Source organism: Amycolatopsis sp. AA4 (assembly GCF_002796545.1).
Lineage (GTDB): Bacteria > Actinomycetota > Actinomycetes > Mycobacteriales > Pseudonocardiaceae > Amycolatopsis.
In genome coordinates, this window is sequence record NZ_CP024894.1 from 776707 (window position 1) to 800259 (window position 23553).

At 70.1% G+C, this 23553-nt stretch carries 21 protein-coding genes; 15 read left to right on the forward strand and 6 right to left on the reverse strand.

Annotation, left to right across the window (positions count from 1 at the left end; all coding sequences use genetic code 11):
- Window positions 1–22: 22 nt before the first annotated feature.
- The 4 genes from CU254_RS03915 to CU254_RS43905 all read left to right on the forward strand — a co-directional run bounded on the left by CU254_RS03915 (window position 23) and on the right by CU254_RS43905 (window position 3505).
- On the forward strand, window positions 23–886 hold the full coding sequence (locus CU254_RS03915) for a PHP domain-containing protein (RefSeq protein ID WP_199785789.1): 864 nt from the start codon (window positions 23–25) through the stop codon (window positions 884–886).
- Window position 887: 1 nt separating this feature from the next.
- Window positions 888–1517, forward strand: coding sequence for a MarC family protein (locus tag CU254_RS03920; RefSeq protein WP_009072963.1), 630 nt, complete (start codon window positions 888–890; stop codon window positions 1515–1517).
- A gap of 52 nt (window positions 1518–1569) precedes the next feature.
- Entirely contained in the window at window positions 1570–2445 is an 876-nt protein-coding gene (locus CU254_RS03925) for a PD-(D/E)XK nuclease family protein (RefSeq protein WP_037712447.1), read from the forward strand.
- Window positions 2446–2767: 322 nt separating this feature from the next.
- Entirely contained in the window at window positions 2768–3505 is a 738-nt protein-coding gene (locus CU254_RS43905) for a hypothetical protein (protein ID WP_199785790.1), read from the forward strand.
- 6 nt (window positions 3506–3511) lie between these two features.
- Here the strand turns inward: CU254_RS43905 and CU254_RS03935 are convergent, their stop codons facing one another.
- Both CU254_RS03935 and CU254_RS03940 read right to left on the reverse strand, forming a co-directional pair.
- Window positions 3512–4840 (reverse strand): hypothetical protein, encoded by a 1329-nt coding sequence (locus CU254_RS03935; RefSeq protein ID WP_199841150.1) that lies wholly within the window; start codon window positions 4838–4840, stop codon window positions 3512–3514.
- 869 nt (window positions 4841–5709) lie between these two features.
- A complete protein-coding gene (locus CU254_RS03940; RefSeq protein WP_037712450.1) occupies window positions 5710–7314 on the reverse strand; it encodes a DEAD/DEAH box helicase in 1605 nt (534 codons plus the stop codon).
- Window positions 7315–7815: 501 nt separating this feature from the next.
- Here CU254_RS03940 and CU254_RS03945 point away from each other — a divergent pair.
- Both CU254_RS03945 and CU254_RS03950 read left to right on the forward strand, forming a co-directional pair.
- A complete protein-coding gene (locus CU254_RS03945; protein WP_009072971.1) occupies window positions 7816–8514 on the forward strand; it encodes a ferritin-like fold-containing protein in 699 nt (232 codons plus the stop codon).
- 103 nt (window positions 8515–8617) lie between these two features.
- On the forward strand, window positions 8618–8848 hold the full coding sequence (locus CU254_RS03950) for a DUF3107 domain-containing protein (protein ID WP_009072973.1): 231 nt from the start codon (window positions 8618–8620) through the stop codon (window positions 8846–8848).
- 80 nt (window positions 8849–8928) lie between these two features.
- On the opposite strand, the gene CU254_RS03955 is transcribed toward CU254_RS03950, so the two are convergent.
- Together CU254_RS03955 and CU254_RS03960 are read right to left on the reverse strand one after the other, a co-directional pair.
- Window positions 8929–9249 carry a DUF4873 domain-containing protein gene (locus tag CU254_RS03955; protein WP_009072976.1) on the reverse strand — a complete coding sequence of 107 codons (321 nt, stop codon included), beginning with the start codon at window positions 9247–9249 and terminating at the stop codon, window positions 8929–8931.
- A 14-nt stretch (window positions 9250–9263) separates the two neighbouring features.
- Window positions 9264–10058 carry a TetR/AcrR family transcriptional regulator gene (locus tag CU254_RS03960; protein ID WP_037712453.1) on the reverse strand — a complete coding sequence of 265 codons (795 nt, stop codon included), beginning with the start codon at window positions 10056–10058 and terminating at the stop codon, window positions 9264–9266.
- A gap of 116 nt (window positions 10059–10174) precedes the next feature.
- Between CU254_RS03960 and CU254_RS03965 the strand changes: the two genes are divergently transcribed.
- The 3 genes from CU254_RS03965 (at window position 10175) to CU254_RS03975 (ending at window position 13661) form a co-directional block, all read left to right on the forward strand.
- A complete protein-coding gene (locus CU254_RS03965; protein WP_009072979.1) occupies window positions 10175–11083 on the forward strand; it encodes a diiron oxygenase in 909 nt (302 codons plus the stop codon).
- Window positions 11080–11982 carry an alpha/beta fold hydrolase gene (locus CU254_RS03970; protein ID WP_009072980.1) on the forward strand — a complete coding sequence of 301 codons (903 nt, stop codon included), beginning with the start codon at window positions 11080–11082 and terminating at the stop codon, window positions 11980–11982. The genes CU254_RS03965 and CU254_RS03970 overlap by 4 nt, the downstream gene beginning before the upstream one ends.
- A 98-nt stretch (window positions 11983–12080) precedes the next feature.
- Window positions 12081–13661 (forward strand): hypothetical protein, encoded by a 1581-nt coding sequence (locus CU254_RS03975; RefSeq protein ID WP_037712456.1) that lies wholly within the window; start codon window positions 12081–12083, stop codon window positions 13659–13661.
- A gap of 1 nt (window position 13662) precedes the next feature.
- Here the strand turns inward: CU254_RS03975 and CU254_RS03980 are convergent, their stop codons facing one another.
- Together CU254_RS03980 and CU254_RS03985 are read right to left on the reverse strand one after the other, a co-directional pair.
- A complete protein-coding gene (locus CU254_RS03980) occupies window positions 13663–14331 on the reverse strand; it encodes an alpha/beta fold hydrolase (protein ID WP_009072984.1) in 669 nt (222 codons plus the stop codon).
- Between the two features lie 4 nt (window positions 14332–14335).
- Window positions 14336–14959, reverse strand: a complete 624-nt coding sequence (locus tag CU254_RS03985; RefSeq protein WP_009072985.1) for a TetR/AcrR family transcriptional regulator — start codon at window positions 14957–14959, stop codon at window positions 14336–14338.
- A 108-nt stretch (window positions 14960–15067) separates the two neighbouring features.
- Here CU254_RS03985 and CU254_RS03990 point away from each other — a divergent pair, with 108 nt between their 5' ends.
- From CU254_RS03990 to CU254_RS04020, 6 genes are all read left to right on the forward strand, one after another.
- Window positions 15068–16054, forward strand: coding sequence for an alpha/beta hydrolase (locus CU254_RS03990; protein WP_050788109.1), 987 nt, complete (start codon window positions 15068–15070; stop codon window positions 16052–16054).
- An 80-nt stretch (window positions 16055–16134) separates the two neighbouring features.
- The gene (locus tag CU254_RS03995; RefSeq protein WP_037712459.1) at window positions 16135–17298 is read left to right on the forward strand and encodes a DUF3152 domain-containing protein; all 1164 of its coding nucleotides are present in this window, start codon (window positions 16135–16137) and stop codon (window positions 17296–17298) included.
- Between the two features lie 98 nt (window positions 17299–17396).
- Entirely contained in the window at window positions 17397–18578 is a 1182-nt protein-coding gene (gene moeZ, locus CU254_RS04000) for an adenylyltransferase/sulfurtransferase MoeZ (protein WP_009072990.1), read from the forward strand.
- Between the two features lie 593 nt (window positions 18579–19171).
- Window positions 19172–19969, forward strand: a complete 798-nt coding sequence (locus CU254_RS04010; RefSeq protein ID WP_009072992.1) for a TIGR02569 family protein — start codon at window positions 19172–19174, stop codon at window positions 19967–19969.
- A 115-nt stretch (window positions 19970–20084) separates the two neighbouring features.
- On the forward strand, window positions 20085–22121 hold the full coding sequence (locus CU254_RS04015; protein WP_009072993.1) for a molybdopterin oxidoreductase family protein: 2037 nt from the start codon (window positions 20085–20087) through the stop codon (window positions 22119–22121).
- Window positions 22118–23542 carry an FAD-dependent oxidoreductase gene (locus CU254_RS04020; RefSeq protein ID WP_009072995.1) on the forward strand — a complete coding sequence of 475 codons (1425 nt, stop codon included), beginning with the start codon at window positions 22118–22120 and terminating at the stop codon, window positions 23540–23542. Before CU254_RS04015 ends, CU254_RS04020 begins: the two co-directional genes overlap by 4 nt.
- The last annotated feature ends 11 nt before the right edge of the window (window positions 23543–23553 follow it).

Sequence of the window (23553 nt, forward strand, 5' to 3'; positions counted from 1 at the left end):
CGCATCGTCGAGAATGGGTCCGATGCGCATCGACCTGCACGCCCACTCCACGGCCTCCGACGGTACCGACAGCCCTGCTGAGCTCGTCGGCGCTGCCGCGCGTGCCGGTCTCGACGTCGTCGCGATCACCGACCACGACACCACCGCGGGCTGGGAACCGGCCGCCGCGGCCCTGCCCGCCGGGCTGACGCTGGTGCCGGGCGCGGAACTGTCGACGGTCTCGGTCGACCCGGACACCGGTTACGAGATCAGCGTGCACCTGCTCGCGTACCTCTTCGACCCGGCCGCGCCCGCGATCGTCGCGGAACAGACGCGGCTGCGCGTCGAACGGCGCACCCGGTTGCGGCGGATGGCCGAGCGGATGGCCGCCGACGGCCTCCCGGTCGACGCGGACGAGATCCTGGGCCTGCTCCCGGAGGACTCGCCCGCCGGACGGCCGCACCTCGCGCAGGCGCTCGTCCGCGCCGGGCTGGTCAGCTCCGTCGACGAAGCGTTCAGCGACTACCTGCACAGCCGCCGCGGCTACTACGTCGCGCGCCGCGACACGCCGGTCGAGGAAGCGATCGACATGGTCACCGCGGCCGGCGGGGTCACCGTGATGGCGCATCCGTTCGCGTTCAGCCGCGGCGCGACGATCAGCGAGGACACCCTGCGCGACCTGGCCGCCCGCGGGCTGACCGGCGTCGAGGTCGACCATCCCAACCACGATCCGGCCACCCGGGCGCGCACCCGCGAGCTGGCCGACGAGCTGGGCCTGGTCCGCACCGGGTCGAGCGACTACCACGGCACGAACAAGACGATCGGGCTCGGTCAGGAGACGACCGAACCGGACCAGCTGGAGGAATTGGTGGGGCGGGCGACCGGCTTCCAAGTGGTGAAGGGCTGAGATGGCCGTCTCGGATTTCTTCGACGCGAAGCTCTTCATGAGCGCGACGATCACCCTCGTCGTGATCATGGACCCGCCGGGCACGGTGCCGGTGTTCCTGAGCCTGGTCGGCCGCAAGCCGATGGCCACGCGCGTGAAAGCGGCCCGGCAGGCGGTGCTGGTGTCGCTGCTGGTCATCTCGCTGTTCGCGGTGGCCGGGCAGGCGATCCTGGCGTATCTGGGCATCGGCATCCCGGCGTTGCAAGGCGCGGGCGGTCTGCTGCTGTTGCTGATCGCGCTGCAACTGCTCACCAGCAACGCGGGCAGCAATGAGCCCGAGGCGGCCGAGGACGTCAACGTCGCTCTCGTCCCGCTCGGCACGCCCCTGCTGGCCGGTCCCGGTGCGATCGCGGCGACCATCGTGTTCGTCCGGCAGGCCGACGGGCATCTCGGCGCCTACATCGCGCTGGCGCTCGCGATCGTGACCGTGCATTTCGTGCTGTACACGTGCATGCGCTTCTCCGGCGTGGTCATCCGGCTGATCAAGGAAAGCGGCATCACGCTGCTGGCGAAGATCGCCGGTCTGCTGCTCGCCGCGATCGCCGTCGAGCTGGTCGCGAATTCGGTGCAGGGCTTCATCGCGGGCGGCTAGCCCGGCGGCCCGCGCCGGAAAGTGTCGGTGGGGGTGCGTAGCGTGGGCGGCGATGGAAGGGGGCGGCGTGAAAGAACAGCTGGGGTTCGACTTCGGCGTCGAGCAACCGCAGCGGCTCACCAAGGTGTCGCCGGCGCGGCTGAGCACCTTTGACGATTGTCCGCGCCGGTACCGGCTGGCGTATCTGGATCGGCCGACGCCGCAGCGCACCGGGCCGTGGGCGCACAGCACGCTGGGCGCGGTGGTGCACAACGCGTTGCGTGCGCTTTTCGACCTGCCGGTGGCGAAACGGACGCCGCAGCGGGCGATCGCGCTGGTGGCCGAGCACTGGAAGGACGCCGGTTTCGCGGACGACGACCAGGCCGCGCGCTACCGTGCGCGCGCGAAGGGCTGGGTCGCGGAGTACGTGGAGGACAACGACGTCAGCGACGATCCGGTGGGATTGGAACGCTGGGTTTCCGCCCCGGTCAGCACCACCGGCGGCCGCCCGACGATGATCATCGAAGGCCGCGCCGACCGGATCGACCAGCGCGGCGGCGAACTGGTGATCGTGGACTACAAAACCGGCCGCCGAGCTCCCGACGAACACGAGGCCCGGGCTTCGCAGGCGTTGGCGATGTACGCCGTCGCCGCGTCGCGCACTTTGCGCATGCCGTGCACGAAGGTCGAGTTGCACCATTTGCCGTCCGGCACGATCGCCGCCGCGGACCACACGCCGGAAACCTTGAAGCGGCACCTGGAACGCGCCGAGGAGACCGCCGGGGATTTGCGGGTGGCAGCAGATACCCTGGACGCAGGCGGCGACGGAGACGTGTTGTTCCCCGCCCGCCCCGACCGCCGCTGCGCATGGTGCGACTTCCGCCCGAGCTGCGTGGCGGGACAGCAGACCGCCCCTGCCGCGCAACCGTGGGATTTGCTTGCGCCGTAGGGGTTTCCCGAGATGTGGATTGGACCCGAGGATCGTGGCGTCACCGGACATTGAGGAAACGGCCCGTGGCGGGGTTGCCAGTGCGCGGGGGTCTGCGGCGGGCCGGAGTGCTGTGGGTGATGGATCGGTTCGTGGTGCTGTGGTTGAAGATCATGACGCAGCGGCCGAGGAACGCGGCGCGCGCGGGACGGTGGCTCAGGAGCGGAGTGTCCGCGGTGCCGTGGGGAAGGACATTGCCGCGGTGAGGAGTAGCCGGGTCGGGGATGGACGTTCTGTGGGTGGGGCCCGCGATGGTGACGCGGGCAGAAACGGCAGTGCTGCAGTGAACAGCGGCGAGTCGAACGGTGCGGCGGAGGATTACGCGGCTGTCGACGGCACGTCGGGTGTCGCTGACTTGGCAGGCGCGACCGGTGATGTGGAGGATCGCGCGGCTATTGGTCGTGATGCCTCGCTTCGGGAAGCCGCGAATGACCGCGCGGCAACGAGGCGCACGGCCGCAGTTATCCATGACTCAGGGGCAAACGGTCGTACCGTGAGCAATGCGGGAGAGGCTCGGTCTGTCTCGGCATCCGATGCTGCGGTTATCCATGGCTCGGCGTCGGCCAACGGCGCGGGAACTGATCGTGAGACTGTGGTTATGCATGACACGGCATCGCCCAACGGTGCGGAAACCAACGGCGCAACTGCGGTTATCCATGAAACCCCCACCCGCGACAACGCGACCGCAGGCGACGAAGCGGCAGCCAAGGCAACCCCCGAACGTCATGAGTCATCCGCGGGGCGCAAGCCCCGGGGAAGGTGGTGGCATGGGTTCACCGGCTCGGTCGCTGCGGGGATGGCCGTCCTTGCCGTAGGGGTGCTGATCGTGGGCGTGTTGTGTCTCGTGAACGGCGCACCAGGGCCTGGCGTGCTCAAGCTAGTCGGGCATCCGGTCGCGGCGGTGATTATGCTTGCGCTGCAACGGATTGCCGACCGTCGCGCTGGAAAGGCGGCGGTGGCGGCGGGGGTTGGCGTGCTGGTCGTCGCGGGGGTGGCGTTCAGTCTGTTGTGGTGGTTCTGACCAGGATCAGCGCAGGGCGGCGACGTTCTGGCCGCGTTGTTCCAGCAGGACTGGGCCCAGCGCGGTGAGGCGGACCGGGCCCGCATAGGCACCTCGGTCGATGCCGACTGTGCGCAGCGTCGCGCCGTTCGTTTCGTTCAGTACGGCCAGGCCGCCGCGGATGGGGACTACCAGCTGGGTCGCGAAGGTGATTCCGGGGCCGAGCGTGCCGTCCAGGGTCCAGCGTGGGGACAGGTCGTCTCGGGACAGCGCAACGGTTTTCGAGCCGGTGAACCAGTACATCCCGGCGGCGGTGCGGGTCGTCGCTTCGGTGCCGCCGACTGGGTCGTTCGCGGTGTCCGCGGCGGGGAGATCCATGGGGTAGGCCGCTTTTTGCGAACCGTCCGCGCCGTAGACGACGTACAGCTTCTGATCCGGCAGCAGCACCCCGGTCAGGTCGCCCGACATCGCGACGACCCGGGCCCGCTTGCCGGCCAGCAGGGCGGTGTAGGTGACCTTCGGCTCGTCCTCGTGTTCGGCGGTCGCTTTGTAGACGGTCAAGCGGTCCGTGCGGTCGCCGGGGCAGCGTTCGATCACGCCGATTTTGTCGGCGGCGGCTGCTACGGTTCCGTAAGTGCAGTTGGGGCGCGGTTGTTTGTTCGCGTTTTGCAGGAACGGGACTTTGCCGTACTCCATGCTCTTCACGAGATCGTCGCGCCACGTGTCGAGGAGATGTTTGCCGGTGGTCGTGACGTGACTGCCGTCGCTGACCAGGCGGGTGCCGAGTTCGGCGTCGCCGTTGCGCTGGGCGGTGATGCGGCCCGTGGCCGGGTCGAGCTGCGTGACCTCGCTGCAGCCCATGCTCTTGTGGTACACCGCGTTCACCCGGCCCCACGCGGCGTCCACTGTGCACAGTTGCAGGTTTTCGCGGGTGTAGTGCCAGCGGATCTGCCCGGTGAGCGGATCGCGACCGGCGACCTCGCTGCCGTCGGCGGTGGTGACGGTGTCGGACTGTCCGATCGGGATCGGCGTCGCGGCGCTCGGGGCCTGCCACAGCTGTGTCATCGACCCGGGAACGGAGGTCGGCGGCGCGGGGAGCGCGTGCGGCGGGTCGGCCAGTGCGCGGCTGGTGTGCAGGTTGTCGCTGGTGGCGGCGACGATCGCGGCGACCACCGCGACCACCACGACGATCGCCCCCGCGATCACCCGGTCCCGCCCCCGGTTCCACGGCGAGCGACGGGCTTTTCCTGGCGGCGCAACGGGATTCGCCGCGGAGGCGGTGCGGGGGAGGAGGGTTTCGGACCCGTAGGCCACGGCACTGCTGACCCCGGCGGGTTCGTCGGTGACGCGCGCGATCGGGCCGGTTTGTTCTTCGGGGGTGACCGGTGGGATCGCGGAACTGCTGCCCGCCGCGACGGAACCGGTGGCGGGAACGCCTGGTCCCTCGGACCTTTCGGCGGCTGTCGCGGGAAGACCGGAAGAATCGGCAGAAGTCGTGCCGGTTGGCGCGATCGGATCGGAAGCGGTCGGCGCGGACGAACTGCCTGCATCGCCGGATTCGGCGGTCAGCGCGCCTGGGTTTGCCGACGTGCTTCCAGCGGAGCCTGGGGTGGGCACGGAAGACTCGCCAGTTGGCGTGCGCGGCCTGGCGGGCTGCGGGCCAGTATCGGCCGATTTTCCGGCCGAGCCGGGGGCGGGGTCTGCGGAGCGTCCGTGCGTCCCGGCGGCATGGTGACCCGGGATCGCCGACGTGCTTTCGGCAGCGCCCAGGGCGGAAGCAGGAGAGTCGGCAGGTGGCATGCCGGGCCCAGCGCTCTGCGGACTTGCAGCTGAACTTCCGGCAGAGCCAGAGGAAGCCGCGGAGGCGTCAGCAGAGGTTTTGTGCGGTTCAGCAGTATGCCGACCCGGGATCGCCGACGCGGCGGGAGTGCTTCCAACGGAGTCCGAGCCTGCCGCGGAAGCACCCGCAGCAGGCCCATCCGCTCCACCGGAAGCCGCAGAACCACTGAAAGCCACTGAACCACCGGAGGTCGGCTCGACATCCGAAGACGGCAAAGCCCTGTCCCGGTCAGCGGAAGCCGGCTCGCCCGAGGTCGGTGCCCCAGCCGGAATATCCGGCCGGGGGCGTTCGTCGGGAGTGCCCGCTACGTTCGATCCGGGTTCGGGGGGCGTTTCGTCGGTGCCGTTCCCGTGGTCGTTCACGTAACTGACTCCCGGTGTGTCGCTCAGTCTGCCGACGCAGGTGTATCAGATGCGGAGGGACGGCGGCGACGGCGGCGGCGTGCCGGGCGGTCTCCGGTCTCTCCGGAGTCGGACGTCGTCGCGGGAGTGGCGTTGCCCGCGGAGGTCGCCGGGCCCGTCGCGTCGGCTCCCGAGCGGGTGCGGCGGCGCGTGCGGGGGCGGTCCTCTTGCTGGTCCGAAGCGGACGAGGCAGCGGCGGCGTCCGCGGCTTCGACTGCGGCGGCCGAGCGGGCACCGCCGCGGGTGCGCTTGCGCGGGGCGCGGTTCCGCTTGCGCGGGGCTTCCTCGTCCGAAGCCGACGGCCCGGAAGCAGCAGAGCCGCGACGGCCTCGGCGTTTGCCGCCCAGGTCCTCTTCCTTCTCGGCGGACAGGCCGGCTCGCGTGCGCTTCGACAGCGGCAGGCGGCCCTTCGTGCCCTCCGGAATGCCCAGGTCGCTGAACAGGTGCGGCGACGACGAGTACGTCTCCACCGGCTCCGCCAGGTCGAGGTTCAGCGTGTCGGAAATCAGCTTCCAGCGCGCTTCCTCGTCCCAGTCGACCAGAGTGATCGCGACGCCGGTGCGGCCCGCGCGGCCGGTGCGGCCGATGCGGTGCACGTAGGTCTTCTCGTCCTCCGGGCACTGGTAGTTGATCACGTGCGTGACGTCGTCGATGTCGATGCCGCGCGCCGCGACGTCGGTCGCCACCAGTACGTCGACCTTGCCCGAGCGGAACGCGCGCAGCGCCTGCTCGCGCGCGCCCTGTCCGAGGTCGCCGTGCACCGCGGCGGCCGCGAAACCGCGTTCCACCAGGTCGTCGGCGATCTTCTGGGCGGTGCGCTTGGTGCGGCTGAAGATCATCGTGAGCCCGCGGCCCTCGGCCTGCAGCGCCCGCGCGATCAACTCCGTCTTGTCCATCGAGTGCGCCCGGTAGACGAACTGCGCCGTGCGCTCGTGGATCGCGCCCGCGTCGTTCTCCTCGGCCCGGATGTGCGTGGGCTGGTTCAGGAACGTCCGCGCGAGCGTGATGATCGGGCCCGGCATCGTGGCGGAGAACAGCATCGTCTGCCGCTCGTCCGGCACCATCCGGAGGATCCGCTCGATGTCCGGCAGGAAGCCGAGGTCCAGCATCTCGTCGGCCTCGTCCAGGACGAGGCCGCGGATCTTGCCGAGCACCAGGTGCTGCTGCTCGGCGAGGTCGAGGAGCCGGCCCGGCGTGCCGATGACGACGTCGACGCCCTTGCGCAGCGCCTCGATCTGCGGCTCGTACGGCCGCCCGCCGTAAATGGCCAGCGTGCGGATGCCGAGGTGCTTCCCGGCGCCCTTCAGGTCGTTCGCGACCTGGATGCACAGCTCGCGCGTGGGCACCACGACCAGCACCTGCGGGGTGCCGTCGCCGGGCACCTGCACGCGGTGCAGCAGCGGGACGCCGAAGCCGAGCGTCTTGCCCATGCCGGTGCGGGCCTGGCCGATGAGGTCGTCGCCGGCCATGGCGAGCGGCAGGGTCAGCGCCTGGATGGCGAACGTGTGCTCGATGCCCGCTTCGGCGAGCGCTTTGACGATTTCGGGCTTCACTCCGAACGACTCGAACGTCGGTGCCTCTTCGGTCACCGGGGCACCGGCCTGCAGCGGGTGCGACGTGTCCAGCGCGGCCGGACCGTTCTCGCTGTGCTCGAGGGCGACAGCGGCGGTGGCCTGCGCGGGTTCGGTCTGTTCGGTTGTGGACTGTTCTGCGGTCAGGGTGATCGCCTCTCTCGTGACCAGCGCGCACAGGCCGGGTTGTCACTCGACACTCGACCGGGGGCCTGACTCGCACCGCGGCCTCTGCTGTGGAGGCCGGTGGTGCCGGAGCCGCCCTCCCGGGAATGCCGCTGGGAGGCGTGCACGCACACTTGCGGCGAACCCCGGCCGCCCTGGTGGCACCGGCCGTTCGCCTGGTTCCCGCCGCTCCTGGGACCTCTCGGAAAAGGACGTCCGGCGCGGCGAAGCTCTGTTTATCCGTCCCCACTGTACCTGGTCAGGTGTTTTCCGGGGAATACCGGGAGCGGCGGCGCGGCGTGGGATCGGTCTCTTAGCGGCACGGGCCTGCGGTTCGGCGATACCCTCGTCGCCGTGACCGACCCCGCCGAAGCCGCGCCCGAAGCGCCGTCCGCGCCCGCCGTCTCCCCGCCCACGATCAGCGAAGGCGTCGTCGACCTGCTCGGCGTGATCGCCTACCTGGAGCTGTCCGCGTTCGACCGGATGGCCGAGGACGCCCGCAGCGCGCCGACGCTGGCCGGCCGCGCGGCGCTCGCCTCGATGGCGGCCGCCGAGATCGGGCACCTCGATCTGCTCTCGAAGCATCTGGCCGCGAACGGCGTCGCGGTCGAGGACGCGATGGCCCCGTTCGTGTCCCAAGTGGACGCCTGGCACGCCTCCACCCGGCCCAAATCGTGGCTGGAATCGCTGGTCAAGGCGTATGTCGGCGACGGGCTCGCGGCCGATCTCTACCGCGAGGTCGCCAGCTGGCTCGACCCCGAGACCAAGGACCTGGTGCTGACCGTGCTCGCCGACACCGGGCACTCGGCGTTCGCCGAACGCGAAGTCGCGGCCGGGATCAAGGCCGATCCGAAGGCCCGCGACAAGCTCGCGCTGTGGGGCCGCCGGCTGCTCGGCGAGGCGCTCACCCAGGCGCAGTACGTGGTGGCCGAACGCGACGGCCTGGCCGAACTGATCGTCGCCGGCTCGGGCGATCTTGCGGGAATCGGCGCGTTGTTCCGCCGGTTGCAGCAAGGGCACACCAAGCGCATGCAGGCGCTGGGGCTGGGCTGAGCGAGTGGTCGCGAGTCACCTTCTGGTCGCGCGCCACCGCGGCGGCCCGCTTCGGTTAGCCTTGCCGGGCTTAGTCACAACGAGTTTCCAGCGGAGGTCCCACGTGGAGGTCAAGATCGGCATCAAGGACACGCCGCGCGAGCTGGTGGTGTCCAGTGGCCAGACTCCCGAAGAGGTGGAGAAGCTGGTCGCCGAGGCGCTGACGGCCGGTGACGGGCTCTTCCGCCTCAACGACGAGAAGGGCCGCAAGTACCTGGTCCCGTCCGACCGCATCGCGTACGTCGAGATCGCCCCGTCCGACGTCCGCAAGGTCGGGTTCGGCGTCGGCGACTGACCCAGCTTCAAAGTCCGTGAAGGGCTCCTTGAGGGAATCTGATTCCCTCAAGGAGCCCTTCACGGCTTTTCGGGGACCGGTCAGGCGGTGGCTTCCTCGACTTCGGCGAGGGACTTCGGGACCGCGAACGGGGGCGTGGACGTGCCGGTGAGCCGGTAGCGGCCCCACGGGTCCGGATCGGACAGTTCGCCCTCGGCCGTGTGCTCGCCGATCCGCACCTCGCACGCCTTCTTGCGCCCGCCGACCGCCTCGGCCAGCTTCGGGTTCGCGGCGACGCGGCCGTACCAGTGGTAATACCCGTCGATCGGCTGGAAATAGCCGCGCAGATCGACCTCGGCGGGCAGCTGCTCGCCGTCGACGACCAGCGTCGCGGTGCCCGTGTAGCCGTCTTCGTCGCTCATCCGGGGTCCTCTCGTCAGCCGGCCTCGTTGCCGGCGGCGGTGTCGTTCTCGGTGCGTCCGAGCTGGACGACCTTGTTCTCCTCGAGCGGCAGGTTCGGGTCGATCACCACGCCTTGCTGACGGGTGAGCCCGTCGATCGCCGCCCAGATGATCTGGGTGAGGTACTCGACCACCGAATCGCGGCCCATCGAGCGCCGGTCCAGCCACCATTCCCCGGTGCTCTGGACCATGCCGACGATCCCGTGCGCCCACGGTTCGGCCGCGCCGGAGTCCATGTTGAACATCCGCATGTAGTCGCCGAGCAGGGCGGTCAGCGCGGTGGCGATGACCTCCTTGTCCTCCGCGACGACGTCCGAATCGGCGTTTTTGCCCGGCAGTCCGCCGTGGGCCAGCAGCCGGTACAGGTTCGGATGTTCCTCGATGACGCCGAAGAACGCGTCGAGCGCCATCCGGATCCGCGGGACCGGCGCGAGTTCCGCGTTGATCGCCGGGATCAGGCGTTCGAAAAGGATCTCCGTGCCGCGCTGGCCGAGCGCGACGTACAGGTCGGCCTTGTCCTCGAAATGCCGGTACAGCACGGGTTTCGTGACGCCCGCTTCCGCGGCGACGTCCTCCATGCCGAGGTCGGGGCCGTGCGCGTCGAGCGCGCGCAGAGCCGCTTCGACGAACTCCGCGCGGCGGGCGATGCGGTGCTTGCGCCAGCGATCGCGGCGGGCGTCCCCGGTGCCGCCGGAGCCCGTCTCGGTGTCGGCTGCCTGCTTGCCGGACTGCTTGCTGGAGCGCTTGACACGTTCGATCACGGCGGTCATGCTACCAGAGGTAACTGTTACCACGGGTTACATGTTCTGGAGCACATTCCCGTGGCGGCAGGCGGGACGCGGCTTCTCGATTCAACGGCGAGTCAGGCGCTGGAAAGGGGCTGATGATGACGCGGACGCTCAAGGTGACCGACCGGGAGGCGACGGCACAGCGGTTGCTGAAGTCGGCGGCGAACAAGTTCTACGACCCGGATGTCGACATCGACTGGGACGCGCCGCTCGTCGAGGGCAAGCGGTACATCCTGCCGGAGCGCTCGTCGCTCTACGGCACTCCGCTGTGGGACCGGCTGAGCCCGGAACAGCGGATCGAGCTGGGCAAACACGAGATGGCCAGCATCGCGACCACCGGGCTGTGGTTCGAGATCCTCCTGATGCAGATGCTGCTCAAGGAGGTCTACGAGCAGGACCCGACGACGGCGCACGCGCAGTTCGCGCTCACCGAGATCGCCGACGAATGCCGGCACTCCACGATGTTCGCGCGGATGTCGGCGCGGATCGGCTGCCCGACCTATGGTCCGGTGCCGGTGCTGCGGCAGTTCGCGAAGCTGATGCCGACCATTTCCTACGGCCCGGCGCGCTACGGCGCGATCCTGGTCGCCGAGGAGGTGCTCGACCGGCTGCAGCGCGAGCAGATGAACGACGACCAGATCCAGCCGCTGGTCCGGATGGTCAACCGGATCCACGTGCTGGAGGAGGCGCGGCACGTCACCTTCGCCCGCGAGGAAGTCACCCGCGGCATGGCGAAGCTCGGCCGCGCGGAGGTCGCCTACCAGCAGTTCAGCATCGCGCTGATCTCGTACTTCGTGACGCGGGCGTTCATCAACCCGAACGTCTACAAGGCGGTCGGGATCCGGCCGCGCGAGGGCGTCGAGACGGCGCTGAACAACCCGCACTGGCGCGCGACGATCGCGTGGGCCGGGGAGAAGATCATGCCGTTCCTGCAGGAGTCCGGGCTGGTCGGGTTGCCGGGGAAGCCCTTCTGGCGCAAGTCTTTCCTGTTGGCGGAGGGCAAATGACTACCGTCGAGCGGCTGCGCAATCCGGCTCGGGAGCATCGGTTCGTGACCAGCGACGGCTGTGCGCTGCACGTCGAGCTGAGCGGTCCGGCCGACGCCGCGGTGACGCTGGTGCTGGTGCACGGCTGGACGCAGGACCACCGCACGTGGGACGGCGTCATGGAGCACCTCGGCCCCGGCGTCCGGACGCTGCGCTACGACCTGCGCGGGCACGGCGGTTCCGCGCCCGCGACCAAGGAAACCGGGACGATTCCGCGGCTGGCCGACGATCTGGCCGAGCTGATCGCCGCGCGCGTGCCGTCGGGTCCGCTGGTGCTCGCCGGGCATTCGATGGGCGGCATGACCATGATGGCGCTGGCCGAACGGCATCCGGAACTGGTCCGGGACCGGGTGGTCGGCGCGGCGTTCGTGGCGACGTCGTCGGGGCAGATGGACCGGATCACGTTGGGGCTGCCCGGAATGGCCGGCCAGTTCTCCGCGCGGTTCGAGCGCCGGCTGGCGAAGGCGTTGTCGCACCGCAAGGGCGAGCGGCTGCCGCTGAGCCCGGCGATGGTGCGTTCGGGCGCGCGGTTCCTCGTTTTCGGCGACCACCCGCGCCGGGCGGACCTCCGTCTGGTGGCGGATCAGCTGTTGTGCGCGCATCCGGCGAGCCTCGGCGCGTTCCAGGACGCGATTTCGACGCACGACCGCCGCGTCGCGCTGGCGACCCTGCGCGGTACCCCGTCCGTGGTGCTGGCGGGGGAGAAGGACCGGCTTTGCCCGCTGCCGCACGCGAAAGTGATCGCGGACGAGCTGCCGGACGCGGAGTTCGTCCGTTTTCCCGGAGCCGGGCACATGCTGCCGCAGGAACGGGCGGGCGAGGTAGCGACCCGGATCGGTGCTTTGCTGCGGGTTTCGTGACCCTTCGCGTTCGCGCTCGTACCTGACTGTCGGCTGTTCCCGGCCGCCCGGCGCTGTCACGCTGGGTGGCTGGGACATCGCCGACAGGCAGGACGGGCATGGGGCAGCCACTGAGCGCGCACGTCAACCGGAGCCTGATGGCGATTTCCCGGCGGGCGGAAAGCGTGGACCGGCACACGCTGGCGAAAACCTTCGTGGTGGCCGGGTCGTTCTCGGCGATGCTGCATTCCGCCGACCACCAGATCCTGTACGGCCGCCGCGGCACCGGCAAAACGCACGCCTTGCTGTACCTGGCCGATCTGGTCGAGGAAACCCACGACGTCGCGGTGTACCTGGATTTGCGCACGATCGGGTCCACCAGCGGCCGGTACGCGAATCAGCAGCTGCCGGTGCCGCTGCGGGGGACTCAGCTGCTGGTCGACACGTTGGAAGCGGTGCACGAACAGCTGCTGACCACGGCGATCGAGACGCGGGTTTCCGACCAGGAAGGCTTGTTGCAGGGCCTGGACGAGCTGACCGAGGCGGCGACGACGGTCGAGGTCGTCGGCAATGTCGAGCGGGAGACGACTGTCGGCGGTTCTGCCGAGCAAGCGACGAGCGCGGGTGCGTCGGCGTCCTGGGGACCGGGCGGTCCGCGCGGCCGGGTATCGATGTCGGGCAGCAGCCGACATTCGGTGACCGCTTCGGATCGCTTGCGGCGCACCGGAACCGAGCATCACCAGGTCATTTTCGGGCCGCTCAGCCGGGCGCTGGCGCGGATCACCGCCGCGTTGGCCCCGGCTCGGCTGTGGTTGCTGCTGGACGAGTGGAGTTCGATTCCCCTTGAGCTGCAACCGTTGCTGGCGGATCTGCTGCGCCGCAGCGTGCTCCCGACGCGTGGCACGACGGTCAAGATCGCAGCGATCGAACGCCGGTCCCGGTTCCGCGAACCAGGCTGCGAAGGGGATTACGTCGGCATCGAGGTCGGCGCGGACGCGGCCTCCGCGGTCAGCTTCGACGACGTGCTCCTCTTCGACCACGGCCGAACCCAGTCGAGGCAGTTTTTCGCCGAACTGTTCCTCAATCACGTACGACCGCGGATGCCGGTGACCGACGACGCCGCGGAATTCGTGGCGACCGCGTTCAGCCGTACCGCGTTTCCCGAACTCGTGCGCGCGGCCGAAGGCGTGCCCCGCGACGCGATCAACATCGCCGCGTTGGCCGCGCAGCACGCGAACACGGCGACGATCGGGATCCGGCACGTCCGGCAGGCCGCACAGGATTGGTATCTGCGGGACAAGTACGCCGCCCTCGACGGGAACGAACCGGCCCTGACGACGCTTCGGTGGCTGGTGGACGAGGTCGTAGGCCGCCGGCGCTCCCGCACCTTTCTGCTGGACCACGCGAGCGGCGCGCACGACGAGACCATCCGCGATCTGTACGACGCGCGGCTGATTCACCTGGTGCGGCGCGGCATCGTCAACCGGAAGCGGCCGGGAACGCTCTACGACGGGTTCGCCATCGACTACGGCTGTTACGCCGCCTTGCTGCCGGAGGGCGAACAACCGTATCGGAGCAGCAAATCCGACGCCTGGCTGACCGATCCGAGCGGCGCGCTGCCGGACCATCTCGAGCAGCTGCTGGTCGAACTTCCCGGCGCGGCGAGGTCGGTGCCCCGCCAGCGAAAACCGCGCGAATGAACTAGCGGAGCCGGTCGAGGGCGGCGACGGTGGCCGGGACGTCCTCCCAGATCGGCGAGTGCCCGGTCTCGACGGTGACGAGTTCGGCGTCCGGAAGATGGTCGACCAGGTGCTGAGCGTCCGCGAGCGTGCGGGCGCGATCGTGGATTCCGTGCAGCACGGTGACCGGGCAGCGGATCGAGGCCAGCCGCGGCGTGAGGTCGAGATCCCGTTGGCTCGTCAGGACTTCGAGCGCGGCTTCGGCCGGGACGCGGGCGGCGTAGCCGAGCAGTTCAGCGCGCAGGTCCGGCGGCAGCGGATGCGCGAAGGATCGGTCGAGGATCGCCGCGTGCAGGTCGGGACCCCAGTCGGTGGCGATCGTGGCGAGGATCCGGTCGACGTCGCCGTGGCCGCGCATGTGCGCGCCGGTGTTCGCGAGCAGCAGCCCGGACACCAGCTCCGGCCGCGTCGCCGCGACCATCGCCGCGACGCAGCCGCCGGTGGAGTGTCCGATCAAGGTGACCGGACCGTCGAGCTGCTCGATCCGGTCCGCGACTCGTGCCGCGACGTCCTCGATCCGCCACGGGCCTGGCGCGGTCATCCAGTCGACCGCGTCCAGTCCGTCCGGCAGCGCGGCGGCGAGCGGTGCGTAGAGCCGCGGGCTGCAGAGCGTGCCCGGCACCGCGATCACTGGGTCAGTTGTCCTTCAGCGGGAAACCGCCGCCGATGCCGCGCCACGCGAGGTTCGCGGTGAGCGCCACCGCGTCCTCGCGGCTCATCGACTGGTTGTGCTGCAGCCAGTAGCGCGCGCTGACCTGGCTCATCCCGACCAGGCCGACCGCCAGCAGCCGCGCCTTCTCCTCGTCCAGACCGGCGTCGGAGGTGATCGTCTCGGTGATGGCCTCGACGCTGGCCGAGGTCGCGCGGTCGACCGCCTCCTGCACGGCGGGCTCGCCGCGGAGGTCGGACTCGAAGACCATGCGGAACGCGCCCGCGTCGTTGTTCACGAAGTCGAAGAACGCCCCGACCGTGGCCGGGACGCGCTGGCGGTTGTCCGTGGTGGAGTTCAGCGCGCCCTGCACCCGGCCGACCAGGTCGTCGACGTGGCTTTCCAGCAGCGCGATGTACAGGTCGAGCTTGCCGGGGAAGTGCTGGTAGAGCACCGGCTTGCTGACGCCGGCCTCTTCGGCGATCTCGTCCATCGCCGCCGCGTGGTAGCCGTGCTCGGCGAAGACGCGCTGCGCGGCCGTCAGCAACTGGGCCCGGCGCTCGGTCCGGGGCAACCGGACGCCTCGTTGCAGTCGCGCCATCTCCGTCATTCTTCCTCCGTCCGCAGCCTTCGCCGGGCGGGTTCACCACCGCGTGAAGTGAATCTGACATTACTCGTGGGTACGCCCGAAATGCCAAGGGTCAGGCATCCTGGACTGGTGACGACCACGACCTCCCGCCCAGCCGCCGCGGCGGCGGTCCGCCCTCCGGTGACCCAGGTGCCATTGTCGACTACGCCCCTTCCGCCGCTCGACGGGGCGCTGCCGGCTTGGCCGGGAACGGTCGAAGACGGCCTGCACATCCGGCACACGCCCGGCCCGGACGGCACGCCCGCGGTGTACGTGCACGGGCTCGGCGGTTCGTCCACGAACTGGACCGACCTCGCCGCGCTGCTCGCCCCGACCGCCGCCGGACAGGCCGTTGACCTGCCCGGATTCGGTTATTCGGAGCCTGCGGAAGGGTTCGCGTACAGCCTCGACGACCACGCCGACGTCATCGCGGGCAGGCTGGAGCGGCTCGGGAAACCGGTGCACCTGCTCGGCAACTCGATGGGCGGCGCGATCTCGCTGCTCGTCGCGGCGCGGCGGCCGGAGCTGGTGAGAACTCTCACCCTGATTTCCCCGGCGATGCCGGACCGCCGCCCGGACCCGCGCCGGCTGTCCGATCCGCTGATGGCGCTGGCGTACCTCCCGGTGGTCGGGGCGCGGGTGCGCCGCCGGATGGCCGGGATGACCGCCCGCGAACGCGCCGCGCAGGTGATCAAGCTGTGCTTCCACGATCCGTCGCGGTTCCCCGACGCCCGGCTCGACGAACTGGTCGAGGAGCACGCCGCGCGCGCCGGGTTCCCGTGGGCGCTGGCCGCGATGGAACGGAGCACGTTCGGCATCTTCCGGCGGTGGACCGCGCTCGGCGCCGCGTCGCTGTGGTCGGTCGCCAAACAGGTCCAGGCCCCGACGCTGGTCGTCTGGGGACTCCACGACCGGGTGATCTCGGTCAAGCGTGCGCCGCGGACGGCGCAGACGATTCCGCACGCCCGGATGCTGGTCCTGCCGCGCACCGGACACGTCGCGCAGATGGAGCGTCCGCAGGTCGTCGCCCGCGCGGTGCTCGGGCTGTGGGAGGGCGCGGACAAGGGCTCCTGGTAGCCCGAACGGGGGACCGCGGATCGCCGGGGAGCCCGCCAGTCGCTGCCGGGAAGGTCGCCGCGGTGTGGCACCCTGGGTCGGTGGACCGGCTGAAGCAGGACGCGCGAGCGAAGGACCGGCGGGGCCCGACCACCGGGTCGGCCCGGCGTTCGGCGTCCTCCGGGTCCGCCGATCCGGAGTCCGACTCTCCGCGCGTCGGCCAGTACCGGCCCGCGCGGAAACCGGCACAGCGCGTCGGCGACGACCGGTACCGGCCGGGCAGCAGGCGCACCAGCGCCGAGCCGCTGGCCGCCGCCTGGAAACCCAAGGACGCCGACTCCGAGAAGCGTCCGGCGCCGAAGAAGAAGCAGTCGCCGTTCGCCCGGTTCGTCAAGACGTACGGCTGGCGCGTGTACGCGCTGCCGATCCTGGCCGTGATCACCGTGCTGGTCGCGGTCAACACCGCCTCCGGCCCGTCCGACGCGGGCCTGGCCGGCAGCGGGGGAGAGGTCGCGTCCGGCGATTCGTCCTCGGGCGCGATCGACGGCGGCGGCGGGATCCCGGAGAACCCCGCGCAGCCGGTGAACCTCAACGTGCCCACCGCCGACCTGCCCAGCGGCGGCCCGTTCACGCAGACCGGCAAGGGCACCTGGCACGTCGTGCCCGGGTCCGGCGACGTCGTGGGCAAGGCCGGGAAGCTCTACACCTACACCGTCGAGGTCGAGGACGGCATCGATCCGGCGAGCTACGCCGGCGACGACAGCTTCGGGACCGCCGTGCAGGGCATTTTGTCCGATCCGCGCAGCTGGACGTGGAACGGCGAGATCCGGTTGCAGCGGGTCGACGCGAGCTATCCGAACCCGAGTTTCCGGGTGAGCCTCACCACGCCGGACACCACGCACCGGCCGGACGCGTGCGGGTTCCAGATCAAATTCGAGGCGTCGTGCTACCGGCGCAGCATGGGCCGGGTGCTGATCAACTTGTCGCGCTGGGTGCGCGGCGCGAAGGTCTACGGCTCGGACATGACCGGGTACCGGCAGTACGCGATCAACCACGAGGTCGGGCACGCGCTGGGCAACAATCACGTGGGCTGCCCAGGAAACGACCAGCCGGCTCCGGTGATGATGCAGCAGTCGTTCGGCGTGGCCGACGACTACGTGGCGATGCTCAACAACATCCCCGGCGGCGACAAGGGCAAGGTCGCCGCGGACCACCGCGTGTGCAAGCCGAACGCGTGGCCGAACCCGACCCCGCCGGGCCAGTAACAACGTCCCACGATCTGAGAGCAGGGAAGTGTCCCTTGCGGGCGGGCGTTGAACATACTGGGATCGACTACGCGACCCGTGCGAGTATGGAGGACCCGATGTCAGACACGGCACTGCCGCCGCTCGTCGAGCCGGCAGCCGAGCTCACCAAGGAAGAGGTGGCCCGGTACAGCCGTCACCTGATCATCCCGGACGTCGGGGTGGTCGGGCAGAAGCGGTTGAAGAACGCGAAGGTCCTGGTCATCGGTGCGGGCGGCCTCGGAAGCCCGGCGCTGCTGTACCTGGCGGCGGCCGGCGTGGGCACGCTCGGCATCATCGACTTCGACGTCGTCGACGAATCCAACCTGCAGCGCCAGGTGATCCACGGCCAGTCCGACGTCGGCAAGCTCAAGGCCGCGTCGGCGCAGGAGTCGATCGCCGAGATCAACCCGCTGGTCAAGGTGCACCTGCACACGGAGCGCCTGGAGTCGGCGAACGCGCTGGAGATCTTCGCCCAGTACGACCTGATCCTCGACGGCACCGACAACTTCGCGACCCGCTACCTGGTCAACGACGCGGCGGTGCTGCTCGGCAAGCCGTACGTGTGGGGTTCGATCTTCCGGTTCGAAGGCCAGGTGAGCGTCTTCTGGGAAGACGCTCCGAACGGCAAGGGTCTCAACTACCGGGATCTGTACCCCGAGCCGCCGCCTCCCGGCATGGTCCCGTCCTGTGCGGAAGGCGGAGTGCTTGGCGTGCTCTGCGCGTCGATCGGCTCGATCATGGTTACCGAGGCGATCAAGCTCATCACCGGCATCGGAGAGCCCCTGCTGGGCCGGTTGATCTCCTACGATGCGCTGGAGATGAAGTACCGCGAGGTCAAGATCCGCAAGGACCCGGAGACCCCGAAGATCACGGAACTGATCGACTACGAAGCCTTCTGCGGCGTCGTGTCGGACGAAGCCGCCTCGGCCGCCTCCGGGAGCACTCTGACCCCGGCGGAACTGAAGGCCAAGTTCGACGCGGGCGAGGACTTCGCCCTGATCGACGTCCGCGAACCGCACGAGTACGAGATCGTCAACATCAAGGGCGCTACGCTGATCCCGAAGGACCGCATCCTGTCCGGCGAGGCACTGGCGGAGCTGCCGCAGGACAAGCCCATCGTCCTGCACTGCAAGTCCGGCGCCCGCTCGGCGGAAGCACTGGCGGCCCTGCACGCAGCCGGTTTCAAGGACGCCACCCACTTGGGCGGCGGAGTCCTGGCCTGGGCCCGCCAAATCGACCCAAGCCTGCCGACTTACTGAGCACCGGCAAAGCCCGTGAAGGGCTCCTTGAGGGAATCTGATTCCCTCAAGGAGCCCTTCACGGCTTTCCAGGTCCGTGAGGGCCACCTTCACGGACTCTGAGTCCCTCAGGGTTCCCCTCACGACACTCCCGCTGCCCCGCCGCCCCCCGCCCCGGGATGCGCCCCAATGCCACATTGGGTGCGTCCCACGCAACGAACGCCACATTGGGTGCGCCAGACGCACCGAACGCCACATTGGGTGCGTCGCATGCACCCAATGCCACATTGGGGCGCTCCCCGGCCGCCGCTCCACTCAAAGCAACCACGCACCCAAGCCGCGCAAAAACCGCCGCCGCTGCACCCAAATACCGGGGGCACCCACCCCTCCCCCAACCCCGATACGAAGCCGCCCTGCGGTTCGGGGGTGCTTGTCAAGGCATCTTTCCCGCCTTGACAAGCACCCCCGAACCGTCAGCACAATCAACCTTCGGGGTGCCCCACGCAACCAGGGGCGGCGCAATGTCGCCCGCCAGGGCGACGAGCCGAACCCCCACCCATTGACCAGCGAGTCTCCCCAATAACCCCACCCCCACCGGGGTAACCTCCCCCTTTGTGCGGTCAATCCTGGAACGTCCCCCCAACCGCGTCTGCTCCGCGTTCGGCAGCGACGCCGACGCCATCACCCTTCTCCCGGACTCCGAAACCTGGCACGCCGGAGAAGTGGTCTTCAAACGCGTAACCGACCGCTCCCAAGCCCTCTGGACCGCCCGGGCCCTGGACTTCGCCGAAGACCCCGGCCTCCGCATCTCCAAACCGATCCGTTCCCGAGACGGCCGCTGGATCGTCGGAGACTGGTCCGCCTGGCGCTACCTCCCCGGCACCACCGAACACCGCTGCGACGAATCCGTCCTGGCCGCGGTCCGCCTGCACCGGGCCACCGCGGACCTGCCCCGCCCGGACTTCCTCTCCGCCCGGGACGACCGAGACGCGATAGCCGACCGCATCGCCTGGGAAGAACTAGACCGCCCCCTTCCCGAGGAAAAAGGCGGCCGCTGGTTCGAAATCCTCGCCCCCAGCCGCCGCCCGATCAAACTCCCGCACCAAGTCGCCCACGGCGAACTCCTCGCGGGCCTGCTCTTCGACGGCGACGCCGCTCCCGGCGTGGTCGATTTCGTCCCGTACTACCGCCCCGGCGAATGGGGTGCGGCGATCGCCGCGGTCGACTCCCTGATCTGGGGCGGAGCCACCGGAGCGCTGCTGGAACGCTGGGCGCACCTCCCCGAGTGGCCCCAGCTCCTGCTGCGTGCCATTCTCTTCCGTCTCGCCGAACACGCACTGGACCCCAAGTCCACGAACGCCGCGCTGGACGGCCTGCGCGCCGCCGCCCGCGAGGTCAGCGCGATCCTCTGACTCACCGCGCGCCCCCGGTGTGACGGCGGGCAATGTCAACTGCCTGAAACATTCCGGCACTTCTAGGTAACACGGCGTCCTTACCGTCGGGTCATCGCCGACTCGAGGAGCGCCTGTGCCGCACGTCGACACACATTGCCCGTACTGCGCTCTGCAGTGCGGGATGCGCCTGGACGAGACCCGGGTCACACCAAGGGATTTCCCGGTCAACGCGGGCGGTCTGTGCCAGAAAGGCTGGACGTCCGGCGCGCTGCTGGAATCCGCTGCCCGGCTGACCTCGCCACTGCTCCGCCGGGACGGGGAACTGCAGCCGGTTTCCTGGGACGAGGCACTGGATTTCGTCGCGGACCGGCTGCTCGCCTCGCGCCGGGAGCACGGCGCGGACTCGGTCGCCGTGTTCGGCGGCGGCGGACTCACGAACGAAAAGGCTTACCTGCTCGGGAAATTCGCACGGGTCGCGCTCGGGACGTCGCAAATCGACTACAACGGCCGGTTCTGCATGTCCTCCGCCGCGGCGGCCGGGATGCGCGCGTTCGGCGTGGACCGCGGACTTCCATTCCCGGTCACCGATCTCGCGAACGCGGACGTCGTCCTGCTCGCCGGAGCGAATCCGGCCGAGACGATGCCGCCGTTCATGCAGCATCTGGACAACGCGGAACTGATCGTGGTCGACCCGCGCCGCACGCCGACCGCCGAACGGGCGACGTTGCACCTCGCGCCGGCTCCGGGAACGGATCTCGCGCTGGCGTTGGGAATTCTGCACGCGGTCGTCGCCGAGGGGCACCTCGACAAGTCCTATGTGGATCTTCGGACGACCGGATTCGACGAGATGTGGCGCATCGCCGCGACGTGGTGGCCGGAACGAGCCGAGCGGGTGACCGGGGTCTCGGCCGCGGATCAGCGGCGGGCCGCGGAAATGCTGGCCCGGGCGGGCAACGCGTATGTGCTTACCGCGCGCGGGACGGAACAGCACGCGTCCGGCACCGCGACGGTCGGCGGGTGGATCAACCTCGCCCTCGCACTGGGATTGCCCGGGCGCGCCGGGTCCGGTTTCGGCTGTCTGACCGGGCAGGGCAACGGCCAGGGCGGACGCGAGCACGGCCAGAAGGCGGATCAGCTGCCGGGCTATCGCAAGATCGACGACCCGGCGGCGCGGGCGCAGGTCGCCCAGGTTTGGGGCGTGGAACCGGAAAGCCTGCCAGGACCTGGTCGCTCGGCGGTCGAGTTGCTCGACGCGCTGGGCGAGTCGATCAAGGCGTTGCTGGTATTCGGGAGCAACCCGGTCGTGTCGGCCCCACGCTCGTCCCGAGTGCAGGAACGGTTGGCCGGACTGGATCTTCTCGTGGTCGCGGACTTCGTCTTGTCGGAGACCGCCGAGCTGGCCGACGTGGTTTTCCCGGTGCCGCAATGGGCCGAGGAGGAAGGCACGTTGACCAACCTCGAAGGCCGGGTCCTTTTGCGGCAACGGTCGATCGACCCGCCGGACGGAGTGCGCAGCGATCTGTCGCTGTTGCGGGAGCTCGCGGTCCGAATTGGACAGCCCGCGGAGAGGTTCCCGGATGACGCGGCGGAGGTTTTCGAGGAATTGCGTGCCGCGTCGAAGGGCGGAGCCGCGGACTACTCCGGGGTGACTTACGACCGGCTGCGGTCCGGAGAAGCACTGCACTGGCCGGTTCCCGGCGAGACCCACCCGGGCACGCCGCGCATGTTCCTCGACGGATTCGCGCATCCGGACGGCCGGGCGCGGTTCGCGGGCGTCGACCACAGCGGACCCGCCGAGCTGCCGGACGAAGCGTTCCCGTTGCAGGCGACGACCGGCCGGGTGCTGCAGCACTACCAATCCGGTGCGCAGACCCGCCGGATCGCGGAGCTGACGGCGGTCGTCCCGGAGGTGTTCGTCGAGGTGCATCCGGATACCGCGGCGCGGTCCGGACTGGCCGACGGCGACCGCGCGGTGGTGCGGTCGCGGCGCGGCGAGACCGTCGCGCAGGTGCGGTGCGTCCCGTCGATGCGGGTCGACCTCGTCTTCCTGCCGTTCCACTTTCCCGGTGCGGCGCGGGCGAATCTGCTGACCAACCCGGCGCTGGACCCAGTGAGCCGGATGCCGGAGTTCAAGGTGTGCGCGGTGTCGTTGGCGAGGGCGGAAGCATGAGCGCGCGGAACGTCGTTATCATCGGATACGGAATGGCCGGGGCACGCCTCGCGGACGAAATCCGGCGGCGTGATCCCGAAGGCGACCGGGTGCGGCTGACCGTGCTCGGCGAGGAACCGCATCCGGCCTACAACCGGGTGCTGCTGTCCACTGTGGTCGCGGGCGGGATGAGCCCGGACACGGTGCGGCTGCACGATTCCGGGTGGGCCGCGCAGACGCGAGTCGACTTGCGGCTCGGCACGCGGGTGACGCGGATCGATCCGGCGCGCCGCGTCGTCTGCACGGAAGACGAGGATTTCCCTTACGACGCAGTGGTCTTCGCGACCGGAGCCGCGCCGTGGTTGCCGCCGGTCGAAGGGCTCGAACTCGGGCCGGAGGTCGTGGCGTTCCGAACACTGGACGACTGCGCACGCATCGTGGACGCCGCCCGTCCGGGCGCTCCGGTCGCGGTACTCGGCGGTGGGCTGCTCGGTTTGGAGGCCGCCCGAGGGTTGGCCGGGCGCGGCGCGAACGTGACGGTGGTGCATCCGCAGCCGCACGTCCTGGAACGGCAACTGGATTCCGGTGCTGGCCGCGTGTTGGCGCGCCGGTTGGCGGAGCTGGGCGTGACGTTCCGGTTCGAGGTGACGGCCGCTCGGCACCTGCCCGGAGACGGCCTGAAACTTGACGACGGCAGCTTCGTTCCGGCGGACCTCGTGGTCGTCGCGGCCGGGGTACGACCGGAAACGGCGCTCGCCGAGGCCGCCGGGCTCGCGGTGGACCGCGGAGTCCTGGTGGACGACCTGCTCCGGACCAGCGACGGCCGGATCCACGCACTGGGCGACTGCGCGCGGCATCCTGGTGCGCCGGCGGGACTGGTGCAGCCCGCGTGGGAACAGGCCGCGGTGCTCGCGGACCTGCTCACCGGCACGGACGCCACGGCGCGTTACCGCGGCACGCGCACGGTAACCCGGCTCAAGGCCCGCGACATCGATCTCGCCGCGCTCGGCGAAACGCAGGTGACCAGCGAGGACGCCGCCGCCGAGGTCGTGACCTTCGACGATCCGTCCGGCGGGCGGTACGGCAAGCTCGTCGTCCGCGGCGACCGCGTGACCGGCGCGATCCTGCTCGGCCTGCCGGACGCGGCGGCGACCGTGACGCAGCTGCACGACCGAGGCACCCCGGTCCCCGAAGACCGGCTCGCGGTGCTGCTCGGCCGTGCGTTGCCCGCGGGCGCGCCGACGGCGGCGAGCCCAGCGGATCTTCCTTCGTCGACAGTGATCTGCCGCTGCAACGCGGTGACCAAAGGCCGGCTGATCGACGCCTGGCGAGGTGGCGCCACCGACGCTGCCGCACTCGCCCGCACCACCCGCGCCACGACGGGATGCGGCAGCTGCCGCGACACCGTCGGCGCGGTCGCGGACTGGCTGGCCGCGCAATGACCGCCCCCGGT

Coding starts and splice junctions, on each gene's coding strand:
- CU254_RS03915 (WP_199785789.1), top strand. CDS start 23: ATGCGCATCGACCTGCACGCCCACTCCACGGCCTCCGACGGTACCGAC.
- CU254_RS03920 (WP_009072963.1), top strand. CDS start 888: ATGGCCGTCTCGGATTTCTTCGACGCGAAGCTCTTCATGAGCGCGACG.
- CU254_RS03925 (WP_037712447.1), top strand. CDS start 1,570: ATGGAAGGGGGCGGCGTGAAAGAACAGCTGGGGTTCGACTTCGGCGTC.
- CU254_RS03955 (WP_009072976.1), bottom strand. CDS start 9,249: ATGAGCGACGAAGACGGCTACACGGGCACCGCGACGCTGGTCGTCGAC.
- CU254_RS03960 (WP_037712453.1), bottom strand. CDS start 10,058: ATGACCGCCGTGATCGAACGTGTCAAGCGCTCCAGCAAGCAGTCCGGC.
- CU254_RS03965 (WP_009072979.1), top strand. CDS start 10,175: ATGACGCGGACGCTCAAGGTGACCGACCGGGAGGCGACGGCACAGCGG.
- CU254_RS03970 (WP_009072980.1), top strand. CDS start 11,080: ATGACTACCGTCGAGCGGCTGCGCAATCCGGCTCGGGAGCATCGGTTC.
- CU254_RS03975 (WP_037712456.1), top strand. CDS start 12,081: ATGGGGCAGCCACTGAGCGCGCACGTCAACCGGAGCCTGATGGCGATT.
- CU254_RS03985 (WP_009072985.1), bottom strand. CDS start 14,959: ATGACGGAGATGGCGCGACTGCAACGAGGCGTCCGGTTGCCCCGGACC.
- moeZ (WP_009072990.1), top strand. CDS start 17,397: ATGTCAGACACGGCACTGCCGCCGCTCGTCGAGCCGGCAGCCGAGCTC.
- CU254_RS04020 (WP_009072995.1), top strand. CDS start 22,118: ATGAGCGCGCGGAACGTCGTTATCATCGGATACGGAATGGCCGGGGCA.